This is a genomic window from Desulfovibrio sp. (genome assembly GCF_019424165.1).
Lineage (GTDB): Bacteria > Desulfobacterota > Desulfovibrionia > Desulfovibrionales > Desulfovibrionaceae > Desulfovibrio.
The window spans coordinates 64,994-77,889 of sequence record NZ_JAHZAA010000010.1 but is presented as its reverse complement, the minus strand read 5'-3'; the positions used below and the strand labels follow the sequence as shown (position 1 = coordinate 77,889).

Here is a 12,896-nt window from a genome sequence, read left to right as displayed (position 1 = left end):
GTGCGGGAGCCCGGCAAGCCATATACCGGGCCTTTTGAAATGATTGTGTATCCGGCGTCCGGCAAGGAAAGGATATGGCGGCATTTTTGGTGCTTCAGGCAGCGCGTTTCGGCGATGTGGTACAAACGGGACGTTTACTGCATGGCCTTGCGGCGCGCGGTCAGGTACACTTGGCGGTGGATGAAAGCCTGGTTGCCCTGGCGCGCCTTCTCTATCCCTTTGCACACATATACGGACTGCGCCTGCACGGGCGCGACGAATACGGGATTTTACAAAAAAACAGGCCTGTACTGGCGCAATGGCGGCATGAAAATTTCAGCGTCGTCTATAACTGCAACTTTTCGGGCCTCACGACTGCCCTGTGCCGGATTTTTGAACCGGAGCAGGTACAGGGCTACAGGTCGGCTTCCGGCGGCATATGGTGCTCGCCGTGGGCGCGAGTGGCATTTCGCCTGAGCGAGCGGCGTGTACTTTCGCCTCTCAATCTTGTGGATTTTTGGGCTTTTTTCGCCCCCGATCCTCTGCCGCCCCGACTGTTGAACCCTGAGGCCATGCCCGGTGGGCAGGGGCTTGGCGTTGTGCTTGCCGGGCGCGAATCGCGCAGGTCGCTACCCATGCCTTTGCTGGCAGACGTAGTGCGCACTGCGTTTTCGGCTCTGGGCGGACCGCGTGTGCAGCTTTTCGGCACATCGGCGGAGCAGCCCGCCGCCCGCAGGCTGCTGCGTCTGCTGCCCGCAAAAATGCAGGACAGGGTGGAAGACCTGAGCGGAAAAACCGGCTGGCCCGGGCTTGTGGATGCCGTGCAGGGGCTGGATGCCCTCATTACGCCGGATACAGGAACCATGCATCTGGCTGCGCGGCTCGGTGTGCCTGTGCTGGCTTTCTTTCTGTCTTCGGCCCTGGCGCACGAAACCGGGCCTTACGGGCAGGGACATTTTGTCTGGCAGGCCTCACGTGCCTGCGCCCCCTGTCTTGAAACGGCCCCATGCCCTTATGGTGTGGCCTGCCTTGAGCCTTTCCGCAGCCGGGAACTGTTGCGTTCACTGACGCTTGCCCTGGCCGGTGATGCCGGGCGCGCGGTACTGCCCGACGGGCTGCAGTTATGGCGCAGCCAGGTGGACAGTCTGGGTACGGTGCTGCATCTGAAGTCCGGTGAAGATCCGCACGCCGCGCGGCGCCAGCGGGTGCGGGAATATCTGGCCTCTGTTTTACGCCTGCCCGCGCCCGAGGCAGTGGATACGCCGCCTTCGGTCATGCCGGGCAAAAAAACGGCATGTTCGCCGGGCGTGTCCGGTGCAGGAGAGATTGACGAATGGCTGTGCGGCGATGCGGACTGGATGCTGCCGCCGGAACGATATCGCTGATGTGGAGAACACGCTGATGCCCATGACTCCTTTAAGAATACTGGTTGTTTTGCCCATGTATGGCGGTTCGCTGCCCGTGGGCAGGTATTGCGTGCGTGCTCTTGAGCAAATGGGGCATAGTGTGCGTGCTTTTGAGGCCCCGCTCATGTTTTCTGCCTTTACGGGACTACAGGCTCTTGGTCTGCCCCCGACACAGACCGCGCAACTGGAAAACGCCTTTCTTCAGGTGGTGGGGCAGGCCATATGGGCGCAGGTGCAGGCTCAGGAGCCGCATCTGGTGCTGGCCATGGCACAGGCCCCCATGGGGCGCGGGCTTTTGCAGCGTTTGCGTCGCGCCGGAGTGCGCACGGCCATGTGGTTTGTGGAAGATCACAACGTGTTTCAGTACTGGCGGGCCTACGCGCCGCTGTATGACGTGTTTGCCGTCATACAAAGGCAGCCCTTCACGGATATGCTTGCCGCAGCCGGACAAAAGAACTTTTTATACCTGCCCCTTGCCGCGCAGCCGGATTTTCACGTTCCCACAGACCTGACGCCGGAGGAACGTCGCGAATACGGCGCGGATCTGGGTTTTCTGGGGGCAGGCTATCCTAATCGCAGGCTGGCCTTTCGCCCTCTTGCGGGCCGCGACCTGAAGATATGGGGATCGGACTGGGACGGAGAGGGGCTGCTGGCGGCCCATGTACAGCGCGGCGGCGCACGTATAGGAGAAGAGGAGAGCGTCAAGATATACAACGCCACCAGGATCAATCTCAACCTGCATTCCAGCCTGCAAACGGCCGAGCTGGTGAGCCACGGCGATTTTGTCAATCCGCGCACCTTTGAACTGGCCGCCATGAGTGCCTTTCAGTTGCTGGACGAGCGCAGCCTGCTGCCGGAACTTTTTGCTCCGGATGAACTGGCTACCTTTGCCTCCATTGAAGAATTTTACGCAAAAATAGATTATTTTCTTGCGCATCCTGATGCGCGGGCCGCTTACACCGCCCGCGCACGCGCGCGGGTATTGCGCGACCATACCTACAGTCACCGCATGCAGGCCCTGCTGGACTTTGTGGGCGAACGCCTTGGCCCCTGGCCGCAGGAGGCAAGGCCGGATTCGCCGGAAATACCGGCAGGGCAGGGCGCGGGTCATGTGGTTGATGCGCCATGCCCTTCGGGCAGCGCCACGCCGCCGGAGCAGGCGGATGCCTCCGGCGCAGATCTGGCCGCCGCCATAAGCCGCACAGTGGAAAAACTGGGGCTTGGGCCACATGCGGATTTTGATCATGTGGTGGCGGCGCTCAGGTCCAGAACCGGAGCTCTTGATGAAACCGAAGCTTGCCTGCTTTTTCTGGATGAATGGCGTAAGCAGTATACAAAGTAGCCTCCTCTGTTCCTGTGTAAAACAATATGCCCCTGCCAAAATGGACAGGGGCATATCAGAAGGTAATGCTTTATTTTGTATTGCTCTGCGCTTGCAGGAGCAAGTATCCGCCCCGGACGGCACGCACACAGTTTGCCTGCACGCCATCGGCGGGGGAATGCTTCGTAGTCTTTGAGACCCGTGTACACAAAGGCGAATGCCCTAAATGGTCAACTGCTTTTTTGGCAGCATGCCGTTTTGCCCGGCCTGTCAGGGGCGTGGTGTTGCCGCTTCGCTTTGCGTATCCTTGCTGACGTCAGGCGTTGCGGGCTGGCCGGTTGCCTGCTCGTCACCTTGCGAAGCCGCCTCCGGTGCGGCGGAGCCGCTCTCCTGCGGTGCTGTTTCCGGCGTACCGCTGTTCAGCGGCTCTACAAGCGTTTCTTGTGCGGCATCCGCTTTCAGGGTTGAAAGGTCGGTCACCTGCGAATAATAGGGCAGCATAAAGGCCACGGCTATCAACAACGCCAGCAGCAGGCTGAGCTTATGGCGCATGGGGGCTGCGCTGCGAGCGACAATGGTCCACAGGGCCAACGGCGCAAGCCAGATGAGCACCTTGATGCTTTCAAGCGCTACATTGCGCCCGGTAAAGGCATCGCCCTGCCAGCCCTGCTGTATTTCCGCCACGGTTGCGCCGAGAAAAATCAGCCAGAAGATGGTCCAGGCATTGCGCGCCCACACGGCGCACCAGGGAATCATAGTGTTGTAATGGTCGCGGCCGAAGTCTTCACGTTTGCGGCGTATGGCAAGCCACATGGCGCCGCCGGCTCCTGCCATGGCCAGCGCCAGGGGCAATGTCCAGTACAGGGCGCACCAGAAAGGCGACAGCCAGCCGGGAAAAAAGATATCCCCAAGGGTGATGCTGCTGGCGTCGGGACGCATGTAGGCGCTCAGCATGCGGGCGGATCCAAGGGTGACCGCCACGGCGATGCAGGCCTGAATGCTGCTTACAATGCCCATAAAGATGTGCAGGATTGGCACCTTGACCAGAAATTTCCACAAGGCGAAATACAGGCTGCTGATCAGCACGGCCAGGCCCAGCAATATCCAGCTCAGCTCCACCATAAAGTCGGGCAGAGAGTCCGGCGTATAGGCGTCCTGAGCAAAAAACAGCCACACGCGCCCTGCGATCAGCAGGGACCAGCCCAGAATCATGGCCAGCATGGCCAACTGGCGCGCGCATTTGTCGTAGGAAGAGCGCTTGCGGGTGATGGAAAGAATGCGCGCCGTGGCAGACACAAAACCAAGGCCCGCAAAGGCCAGCAGCGCCGCCAGGGGCAGGGTCACGCACAGGGTGTCTATGCCGGTCTGTAAAAAGGGATAGGCCTGTAGCCACTGTTTGGGCAACGCGGCCCATATGGTCAGCTGCGCCAACACATCCTGAAAAAAATTCATCGGGCGCCGCCCCCGGTCTGGCGTGGCTTCAGAACAGAAACACTCATGGTCGCTCCTTGCAATCTTGCGCTGGCTTGGGAAAATACGCTATAGTCAAAAAAATGTGTGCAGACCTGTATTTGCCTTAAAAAGGCCGGGGCCGCAAGGGTTCTTGAAATATGGCCGGGCTTGGGGCAGAACTACAGGGGAGGCTGGTTATGAAAAAAATTTTTGCAGTACCCTTGGTTTGCGCGGCACTGGCTGCCGGTTGCGCTTCTTCCGCCCAGATGCGGCATGTGGAAGAAAAAAGCTCTGCCAACCAGCAGGCTCTGCGTGAAACTGACCGGCGCCTGCACACGCTGGAGCAGAGTGTGGCTACTCTGGACAGTCAGATGGCCCAGATCAGAAACCGCAGCTTTGAAGTGCGCACCCGGGGCGGCAAAAAAACCGGTATGACAGTGGTTCCCATACTGCCTCCGGCGGCTCCGGCTGTTTCTGTCCCAGGCTCGGCAACCGCTGCCGCCGTGTCCGCCACGCCGGGCCAGGCAGTTCCGCCCGTGGCACAGGATGCCGCACTGGGCAAGCATGGCCCTGAGGTGACTGCCGCGCCTGTCGTGCATGCTGCCGTTGCTGCCCCAGTTGCCGCCGCGCCTCTCACCGCGTCGTCCGGCGCAGGCGCGAACACTTCGAAGATTCCGGCTTCGCCGCCTGCTGCCTCTTCTGCTGCGTCCGAAGCGCCCAAGGGCAGGGTTATTGACCCCGCCGCCCCTGTGCGGCCATTTCCGTCGGCTGCTGTAGCCGCGGGATCCGCTGGCCCGATCCCCCGTGCGCCGGAAGCGGCGCATGCGTCCGGCCAGAGCGCCAAGGCCGGACCCAGCGGCACGGTGGGAAAAACCACGAAAACGCAGGTATCGCCGGGCAACGAAGAAGCATCGCCCCTGGGCCTGCCTCCGGTGGCTGCGCCGGAACCGTCAACGCCGCCTGCTGTTGATCCCGTTAATTTTGCCGCGCCCAATGCCGGGCAGCCTGCTGTTCCCACAGGTGGGGGCAAGGGGGATCCTGCCGGGGGGAATGCTGCCGTACCCGTACCCCAGTTGCCGCCTTCAACACTGGCCCTGCCGCCGGAACATCCCGGCCTGCCCCCCGTGGAAGCTCCTGCTGCAAGCATGAATGCCACGGCTTCGCCTGCCGCTCCGGCAGGCACTGCGCCCGGAACTCCAGCCGGAACTCCGGTTGTCCCCGCGGCAGCCTCCATAGCGGGCGCGGCACAAAAGCCCGTGCGCCCCGGCAAAGGGGAAAAGGCCGCCTACGAAGCGGCGCTCAAGGTGGTCATGGCCGGGCGCTCCGCTGAAGGCATATCCCGGTTTGAGACGTTTTTGCAGGAGTATCCGCAAGGCACTTACGCGCCCAACGCGGAATACTGGATTGGCGAGGGCCTGTACGCCCAGGGCAAGTACCGCGAAGCGCTGGCGCAGTTCCGCAAGGTGGACGCCTCATATCCGCAGCATCATAAAAATGCCGATGCGCTGCTCAAGACCGGCATGTGCCTGAGCCGCCTTGGCGACAAAGAAGCTGCCGGCCAGGCCTATGGCCAGTTGCTGTCGCGTTTTCCCAAGTCCGAGGCCGCCCGTCTGGCGCGTGCGCGCGGTCTGGCCCGCTAGCATGAATCGTGGCACTGTCTGGTCGGAATTGAACGATGAAGCCCGCACGGAGTACTGGGCCACTCTGGCCCTGCGCCACTGTGCGGGGCTTGGCGCCAGATCGTGCGCCCGGCTTCTGCATGCCTTCGGCTCGGCCTATGCCGCCGTACAGGCGCGTGAGCGCTGGCGCGAGGCCGGACTTAACCGAAAACAGGCGGCAGAACTGGCTACCGGCTCGTGGCGCGTGACGGCCCGTAATGAGTGGGACCGCGCCCGTGATCTTGACGCGGCCATAGTGTTGTGGACCGATCCCGCATATCCGCCTTTGCTGCGTCAGTTGCCCGATGCCCCCGCGCTTTTGTACTGCCGGGGGGACCTGTCGCTGCTTCAGGCCCCCGCGTTTGCGGTGGTGGGGTCGCGGCGGGCCACGGAGCACGGCAGGGCGGTGGCCGCGCACATGTCACGCTGTTTGTCGGCCTGCGGCATAACCATTGTTTCCGGCATGGCTCTGGGTATTGACCGGGTAGCGCACGAGGCGGCCCTCAGCCGTGTCGGCCGCAGCATCGGGGTTTTGGGTACGGGGATTGATGTTGTTTATCCATCGGTGAACAGAAAAATTTTTGGCATGATGGCGCAGCAGGGTTTGCTGGTTTCAGAATTCATGCCGGGAGCGCGCCCCTTGCCCGAGCATTTTCCCATTCGCAACCGCATTATCAGCGGCTTTGCTCTGGGGGTGCTGGTGGTCGAGGCCGCAAGCCGTTCCGGCAGCCTGATTACCGCGCGTCTGGCCCTGGAACAAAACCGCGAGGTATATGCGGTTCCCGGCCCGGCCCTTGATGCAAGCTGCCTTGGCTGCCAGGAACTTGTGCGGCAGGGCGCGCGGCCTGTTTTCAGCGCCGAGGACGTGTTGCGCGACCTGGCGGAGCAGTTGCGCCCCTACGACATCAGCCGTGACAGTCTTGGCGACGAAGAAAAAATTGGCCCGGAAATGGCACTCGTACCGGAAGCTGTAAAAAAAGAACCGGCCGGAAGCGGCTCTGCCGGACGAGCGGCTCCATCGCAGACGGGCAAACAGCAAGAGAAAAAAACTGAGTCTCCGGTCACGGTCCGTGAGCAACAGCCATTGGGCGCTGCTGAAAACCTCGCTCCTGCCGGTCGCAGGGCGGTCTTGATGGAGTGTTTGCGCCAACGCGGTCCCATGCAGGCGGATGACCTCGCCTGTGTGCTGGACATCAGCGTGGCCGAGCTCAACGCCATGCTTGTAGGGCTTGAAATGCTCGGGCAGGTGTGCCGTTTGCCGGGGGCCAGATACGCAGCGGGGCATGATTCCGGGAACGGGGCAGAGGCATGAGCGAGAAAAAAACGAAAAAAAATACTTCCGCTGCGCATGCCGGAGCAGACATCCTTGCTGCGCAATCCAGCGGTAAGGGCTTGTCCGCGCCGCGCAAACAGGGCGATGCAGCCCCCATGCCGCCGTCTGTGGACGCGGCGGGCCGGGCGGGGCTGCCGGGTGCAGGCGGGCGGGCCGGTTTGCTGATAGAAGCTTTTCTGGCCTGGATGACCGTGCAAAAGGGGGCTTCTGAAGCCACCCGCAAAGCCTATGCTGTGGATCTTGCCCAGCTTGCGGAATTTTTACGCGGTCAGGAGATTGATCTGGGTCAACCGCAAACCGTAACCCGGCGGCACATGCAGGCTTTTCTTGCCTGGCTGTTCCGCAAGGGGGAGGCTAAAAGCTCCATGGCGCGCAAACTGGCTGCGGCACGCTCTTTTTTTCGTTTTCAGATGCGGGGGGGCAAGGTGACGGAAAATGTTGCGGCCCAGGTGCGTAATCCCCGTCAGGAAAAACGTCATCCCCGCGCCCTCAACGTGGATGAAACCTTCGCCCTGCTGGACTCGGCCGCGGGGCCGGGGGGCAAAACGGGGCCAGTGGTTGGCAGTGCCGAGGAAGAGCGTATTCTTTGCCGTGACCTTGCCCTGGCGGAGCTGCTTTATGGCTCGGGGTTGCGTATTTCCGAGGCATTGAGCCTGGATGTGGACGATGTGCAACTGTCTTCACGCGTTTTGCGTGTTATGGGCAAAGGCTCCAAGGAAAGGCTTGCTCCTCTTTCAGACACTTCTTTTTCCAGTCTTAAAGCATGGCTTGAAGAGCGCCCCCTGCTGGCGCTGCCCGAGGAGGCTGCTCTTTTTGTGGGTACACGCGGTGCGCGCCTGAACAGAAGAGAGGCCGCACGTATTGTAGAACGCCTGTGCCGTCGGGCTGGACTGGCCTTTACGGTGTCGCCCCACAGTTTGCGGCATTCGTTTGCCACCCACCTGCTGGAGGCTGGCGCGGATATGCGAAGTGTGCAGGAACTGCTGGGACATCAGCGCCTTACCACAACACAGCGCTATACACAGGTAAGCCTTGAAAGTCTGATGCAGACCTATGACCAGGCGCATCCCAGGTCAGGCAAAAGGTAAAAAAATCACGAGCATATTTTTATTCTGTTAATTAAACGAGTTCAGTAATATTCGGTAGCGGAATGACCGTTCCGTTTCAGGAAATTTCCCCTAGGCCTCTTGGCATGAACAGCACTTTGTGCTAAAGAGTACAAATCGGTCAAAACGAACCGCATACCTGAACCATACCGGAAGGAGAGACAGTCATGTCCGCATTAGTTCTTGGTCACATGAATCCTGATACCGACAGCATCATCTCAGCCATTGTTGCCGCCGACCTGTACAGCAAGCGCGGTATGGACGTCACCCCGGTTGCCCAGGGCGCGCCCACCCCCGAAACCGAATTTGTGCTGAAAAAGTTCGGCATTGCCGCCCCCCAGATTGTGGACGATGTGGCTGGCAAGGATCTGTATCTGGTAGACTACTCCGACCTGGCTCAGGCCCCCAAGGGCATGGATTCCGCCACGGTTCTCGGCGTTGTTGACCACCACAAGCTTGGCGACGTGACCACCTCTGCGCCGCTGGAAGCCTGGATCTGGCCCGTTGGCTGCACCAATACCGTACTGAAGAACATGTATGACTTCTATGGTATCGAGATTCCTAAAAATCTCGCCGGGGCCATGCTGTGCGCCATTCTGTCTGATACCGTTATCTTCAAGTCGCCCACCTGTACCCCCGCTGATAAAAAAGCCGTTGAAGAACTGGCCAAAATCGCGGGCGTGAGTGACATTGTGGCTCTGGGCATGGAAATGTTCAAGGTCAAGAGTGCTGTTGACGGCGCTCCCATGAAAGATCTTGTTTTCCGTGACTACAAAGATTTTGACATGAACGGCAACAAGGTGGGCATCGGCCAGCTTGAAGTGGTTGACCTCTCCATCCTTGAACCTGTGAAGGCTGGCCTGCAGGCTGAAATTGAAAAGGTCAAGGGCGAAGGCCGCCACAGCGTCTTCCTGCTGCTGACCGACATCATGAAAGAAGGTTCGGAAATGCTTATCGTTTCCGATGATCCGGCAGTGGTGGAAAAAGCTTTTGGCGTCAAGCCCGAAGGCACCTCTGTGTGGCTCCCCGGCGTGATGAGCCGCAAAAAGCAGGTCGTACCGAACTTTGAAAAGGCTTTCAAATAAGCAACGCCCGCCATACCACAAAAGACCCCGGTGCTTTGCGCCGGGGTCTTTTGTGGTAAGCTTGTGTGAATGTTCCAATAAAAATGTTCAAACAGGTTGGGTTGGTGCATAAGAAGTTGTAGCGGTTACCCTTGAAATGCTTTCATCGTTTCCGTTTGGCTCGCCTGCGTGGCGGGCGGCAAAGGGCCGGCAGAGGGATTGCATCCCACCGATGTTCTTCTGCATTCCCGGCGCACCCCCAGGAGTATCCAACTGCCATGCCGCCGCGAGGGCTGTGCGGCGTATGCAGCGGGAGTGTTTCCGCCTTGTTCGGTGAGGCCGCTGGGCATCGCGCAATGCTATCAGTGCGATTGGCCGGGAAGCTGGATAATAGACAGTAACATACTGTGTCAGCTCGCGGAGTTATAACCGGCTCGGGCATAAGCCGATGGCGACTTCAGATGTTGCTTGTCCTAATGGCCTATCCAGATAAGCAGGGCAAGCATACCCAGGCAGCCGACAAGTACCACGTAGGCCTGACGTGTTCGCAGGGAAAGCACCGCGCCCATCAGCGCCGCCACATAAAGGGCCGACCACGTAACCGCCTGCAAGGGGGGCAGGGCCTGATGGTTCTGCAATATGCCGAGCAGGGAGAATATGAGGGCAAAGCAGACGCAATACAGGCCGATCTGCCAAAAAGCCCTGCGCAGGGACGAGCAGCAGAGCGCCGCGCCGGGTGAGGTTCCCCCGCGTTTGCCTTCACACCACATCTCCACCTTGTCCACCATGGCGTTTTGCCATATGCGCTGGCGTTGCTCGCAAAAGGCGGCCAGGTAGGCGGCTAGCATGCAAAGAATCAGGGGAATGAGCAGACTGCCCGGCTGCGTCAGATCAAAGAATCTGCACAGGGGAAAGAGCAGTAAAAAACTGAGGTTTCCATAGGGGGGGACGACACTGCCCAGTTCGAGGGCATCCAGCCAGAGCAGTTCAAAGATAATGCCGAGCGGCAGGGCCAGGCTCCAGTCCGAGGTGATGAAACCGGCTATGAGAGCAAGGCAGATGGGGCGATCGACAAGGCCGATTATACAGGAAGAGCGCGCGGCCCCGGCCAGGGCAAAAAAAAAGCGTAGGGAACCCCTGCTGCCGTCATTTCATATAAACTGCTCATGGGAACCCCTTACGGTTTCCGTCGGCACACTACGGAAATCCAGTTGCACCAGGTGTTGCTGCATGGAACGCAGGTCTTCCCTGTCTGCGGTAGACAGGGCCACATGCGGGAGCACCTGAGTTTTTTCAGGGCCGTAATGCAGATTGCCGATATTAAGAGTTTCCATAATCACCCCTGCGTCATTGGCGCGGCGGGCATCCCGGCAATTGCCGAAAAGTACAAAACTGTCTTCGCCGCAGGCGTCAAGGGTGAAAGCCAGATCGTCCACGGGAATAAAGTGGGTAAGAATGCGCTGCGGCACGGCGAGTTCAATAATCTGCTGGCGCAGTATGTCTGCCGCCAGCTCATCATTGGCAACCACCAGATGCTTGGCGCCGGTGTAGGGCAGCCATGCTTCAATGACCTGCCCGTGTATCAGGCGATTGTCCACGCGGAACCACATACTAGCTGTCGCTTTTGGTTCGCGCCTTGTTGCGCAGCATGTTTCCGGCGACCACAATGCCTTTTGATCCGGCCTCGCCCGCCAATTGGGCGAGTTCTTCAAGGCTTTTTTCGCGAGCGCTGAAAACCTTGAGCAACATGGGCAGGTTGGCTCCGGTTATTACTTCTACCTTATGGGTGGCCAGCAGGGAAAGGGCCAGGTTGGTGGGGGTTCCCCCGAACATGTCGGTAAGAATGATGACGCCCGCGCCTTTATCCAGTCGCTGGGCCGCATCATTGAGCCGCCGTACGGTCTCGGAAACCTCCTGGCCCACATCCACACTGATGGAACTGCAATCGCTCTGCGGGCCAAGGATGAATTCGGCGGTACGCAACATGGCCGAGCCGTAGTCAGCGTGCGCGACAACAATAATTCCCACTTGCGTCTTCTTGCTTTCGTCCGTCATGGCGTTCCTCTTGGCGCAGAGTCTGCCAATTTTTTCAGCCAAGTTCAAGGTGTCGGTGTTCCAGGGTGACAGGATAGTCTGCCTGCCGCAGGGCCTGGGTTACTTCTTCGGCCATGGCCACCGAGCGGTGGCGGCCGCCGGTGCAGCCTACGGCAATGGTAACGCGGTAGCGGCCTTCAGTTTCCATCAGCGGCAGAATAAACAACAGCAGATCTATGAGCTTAACACAAAATTCGCGGGCGTGGGGTTGTTCAAAAACATATTGTGCCACCTCTTTGTCTTTGCCGCACATGGGGCGCAGCTCTTTTACAAAGTAGGGATTGGTGAGAAAACGCAGATCAAAAACAAAATCTGCCTCACGCGGAACGCCATATTTGAAACCAAAAGAAATAACGTTGACCCTGATGGCCCGCAGCTTGCTTTTACTGTCGCTCCAGCGCTTCTGAATGGCGCGGCGCAGATCATGAATGGAAAAGCGTGAGGTATCAATGACCAGGTCGGCCATCTCCCTCAGCGGGCTCAGGCTGTTGCGTTCAGACAGCAGGGAAGCCTCAAGCCCCATACCTTCACGCTCCAGCGGGTGCGGGCGGCGGGTTGTGGCGTAGCGGCGTATAAGTTCCTGCGCGTCACACTCCATAAAGAGGAGCATGGGACGTATGTTTATGGCCGCAAGGTCTGACAGGGCTTCGTTGATTTCATCCAGAAAATTGCTCTGCCGCAGGTCCATGCCCAGGGCGATGCCCTTGAAGTGGCTCATGGAAGGGCGGGACATCATGGCCACCATTTCGGGGGCAAGGCTCGCGGGCAGGCCGTCCACCACAAAATGGCCCATGTCTTCAAAAACCTTGAGGGCCGTGCTTTTGCCCGCACCGGACAGGCCGGTGACAATGCACACGGCTACGGGCGGCATTACGGCAGCGGTTTCAACCACCGGCCCTTCAGGCCGTGGGTGTGTGGCGGTGCTCATGAGTCCCCCTGGAATTTCCGGGCCGCCCCGGCAACAGCGTTTTGGGGCGGCCCGGAACAGGCGTGTTATAAAACAGGGTCGATCAGTGCGTAGCCGCTTGTGCGCGTGCGGTATACGACGTTGATGCGGCCGTTTTCAGCGTTGAAAAAGACCAGAAACTCGCTGCCGATAGAATCAAGCTGCATGAGCGCCTCGTCAAGATGCAGGGGCTTGGTCGCCAGGCGATCAGTGCCTTCCACCGGTTGCGGGGCCTCGGTTTCTGCCTCGATGTTGTAGGTGAACACGTCAACATCGGCGCTGCGCGCTTTGCGGCGCTGGGTTTTGACCCGTGAAACCTGACGCTTGATCTGCGCCTCAACCTTGTCTGTTACAAGGTCGATGGCAGCGTACATGTCCGTGGTCTGTTCCGTGGCGTTGATGTGCAGTCCTTCTCCCACAACGGTAACTTCGCAGCGGTGGCGGAATTTATCTACGGTCAGCACGACGGTAACTTCAAGACCGGCGGACTTGCCGAAAAAACGCCCCAGTTTTTCCATGCGGCGGCGGGCATATTTT

12 protein-coding genes are annotated in these 12,896 nt (G+C 59.6%); 6 read left to right on the top strand and 6 right to left on the bottom strand.

Annotation, left to right across the window (positions count from 1 at the left end):
* The first annotated feature begins 74 nt into the window (after positions 1-74).
* Positions 75-1,364, top strand: coding sequence for a glycosyltransferase family 9 protein (locus QZ377_RS05785; RefSeq protein ID WP_291440248.1), 1,290 nt, complete (start codon positions 75-77; stop codon positions 1,362-1,364).
* A gap of 16 nt (positions 1,365-1,380) precedes the next feature.
* Positions 1,381-2,727, top strand: a complete 1,347-nt coding sequence (locus tag QZ377_RS05780; RefSeq protein WP_291440247.1) for a glycosyltransferase — start codon at positions 1,381-1,383, stop codon at positions 2,725-2,727.
* Positions 2,728-2,976: 249 nt separating this feature from the next.
* Here the strand turns inward: QZ377_RS05780 and QZ377_RS05775 are convergent, their stop codons facing one another.
* A complete protein-coding gene (locus tag QZ377_RS05775; RefSeq protein ID WP_291440246.1) occupies positions 2,977-4,158 on the bottom strand; it encodes a hypothetical protein in 1,182 nt (393 codons plus the stop codon).
* A gap of 197 nt (positions 4,159-4,355) precedes the next feature.
* Here QZ377_RS05775 and ybgF point away from each other — a divergent pair, with 197 nt between their 5' ends.
* The 4 genes from ybgF (at position 4,356) to QZ377_RS05755 (ending at position 9,340) form a co-directional block, all read left to right on the top strand.
* Positions 4,356-5,798: a tol-pal system protein YbgF gene (gene ybgF / locus QZ377_RS05770; protein ID WP_291440245.1), complete on the top strand. Its 1,443-nt coding sequence runs from the start codon at positions 4,356-4,358 to the stop codon at positions 5,796-5,798.
* Between the two features lies 1 nt (position 5,799).
* Positions 5,800-7,128, top strand: a complete 1,329-nt coding sequence (gene dprA / locus QZ377_RS05765; protein ID WP_291440244.1) for a DNA-processing protein DprA — start codon at positions 5,800-5,802, stop codon at positions 7,126-7,128.
* Positions 7,125-8,237: a tyrosine recombinase XerC gene (locus tag QZ377_RS05760; protein ID WP_291440243.1), complete on the top strand. Its 1,113-nt coding sequence runs from the start codon at positions 7,125-7,127 to the stop codon at positions 8,235-8,237. The genes dprA and QZ377_RS05760 overlap by 4 nt, the downstream gene beginning before the upstream one ends.
* Positions 8,238-8,422: 185 nt before the next feature.
* A complete protein-coding gene (locus QZ377_RS05755) occupies positions 8,423-9,340 on the top strand; it encodes a manganese-dependent inorganic pyrophosphatase (protein WP_291440242.1) in 918 nt (305 codons plus the stop codon).
* A 452-nt stretch (positions 9,341-9,792) separates the two neighbouring features.
* Here QZ377_RS05755 and QZ377_RS05750 read toward each other — a convergent pair whose 3' ends face one another.
* From QZ377_RS05750 to raiA, 5 genes are all read right to left on the bottom strand, one after another.
* Complete coding sequence (locus tag QZ377_RS05750; protein WP_291440241.1) at positions 9,793-10,167, bottom strand: hypothetical protein; 375 nt, start codon at positions 10,165-10,167, stop codon at positions 9,793-9,795.
* A 303-nt stretch (positions 10,168-10,470) separates the two neighbouring features.
* Positions 10,471-10,929 carry a PTS sugar transporter subunit IIB gene (locus QZ377_RS05745; protein WP_291440240.1) on the bottom strand — a complete coding sequence of 153 codons (459 nt, stop codon included), beginning with the start codon at positions 10,927-10,929 and terminating at the stop codon, positions 10,471-10,473.
* 1 nt (position 10,930) lies between these two features.
* A complete protein-coding gene (locus tag QZ377_RS05740; protein WP_291440239.1) occupies positions 10,931-11,374 on the bottom strand; it encodes a PTS sugar transporter subunit IIA in 444 nt (147 codons plus the stop codon).
* A gap of 34 nt (positions 11,375-11,408) precedes the next feature.
* Positions 11,409-12,284 carry an RNase adapter RapZ gene (rapZ, locus tag QZ377_RS05735; protein ID WP_291440249.1) on the bottom strand — a complete coding sequence of 292 codons (876 nt, stop codon included), beginning with the start codon at positions 12,282-12,284 and terminating at the stop codon, positions 11,409-11,411.
* 122 nt (positions 12,285-12,406) lie between these two features.
* Positions 12,407-12,896 (bottom strand): ribosome-associated translation inhibitor RaiA (gene raiA, locus QZ377_RS05730; protein ID WP_291440238.1); only part of this gene is annotated, 490 nt, incomplete at its 5' end.

What these genes read in the sequence shown, in the direction of transcription:
- QZ377_RS05740 (WP_291440239.1), bottom strand. Translation starts at nt 11,374, where the DNA reads ATGACGGACGAAAGCAAGAAGACGCAAGTGGGAATTATTGTTGTCGCG.
- ybgF (WP_291440245.1), top strand. Translation starts at nt 4,356, where the DNA reads ATGAAAAAAATTTTTGCAGTACCCTTGGTTTGCGCGGCACTGGCTGCC.
- QZ377_RS05750 (WP_291440241.1), bottom strand. Translation starts at nt 10,167, where the DNA reads ATGCTAGCCGCCTACCTGGCCGCCTTTTGCGAGCAACGCCAGCGCATA.
- QZ377_RS05780 (WP_291440247.1), top strand. Translation starts at nt 1,381, where the DNA reads ATGCCCATGACTCCTTTAAGAATACTGGTTGTTTTGCCCATGTATGGC.
- QZ377_RS05755 (WP_291440242.1), top strand. Translation starts at nt 8,423, where the DNA reads ATGTCCGCATTAGTTCTTGGTCACATGAATCCTGATACCGACAGCATC.
- QZ377_RS05745 (WP_291440240.1), bottom strand. Translation starts at nt 10,929, where the DNA reads ATGTGGTTCCGCGTGGACAATCGCCTGATACACGGGCAGGTCATTGAA.
- dprA (WP_291440244.1), top strand. Translation starts at nt 5,800, where the DNA reads ATGAATCGTGGCACTGTCTGGTCGGAATTGAACGATGAAGCCCGCACG.
- QZ377_RS05760 (WP_291440243.1), top strand. Translation starts at nt 7,125, where the DNA reads ATGAGCGAGAAAAAAACGAAAAAAAATACTTCCGCTGCGCATGCCGGA.
- rapZ (WP_291440249.1), bottom strand. Translation starts at nt 12,284, where the DNA reads ATGCCGCCCGTAGCCGTGTGCATTGTCACCGGCCTGTCCGGTGCGGGC.
- QZ377_RS05775 (WP_291440246.1), bottom strand. Translation starts at nt 4,158, where the DNA reads ATGAATTTTTTTCAGGATGTGTTGGCGCAGCTGACCATATGGGCCGCG.
- QZ377_RS05785 (WP_291440248.1), top strand. Translation starts at nt 75, where the DNA reads ATGGCGGCATTTTTGGTGCTTCAGGCAGCGCGTTTCGGCGATGTGGTA.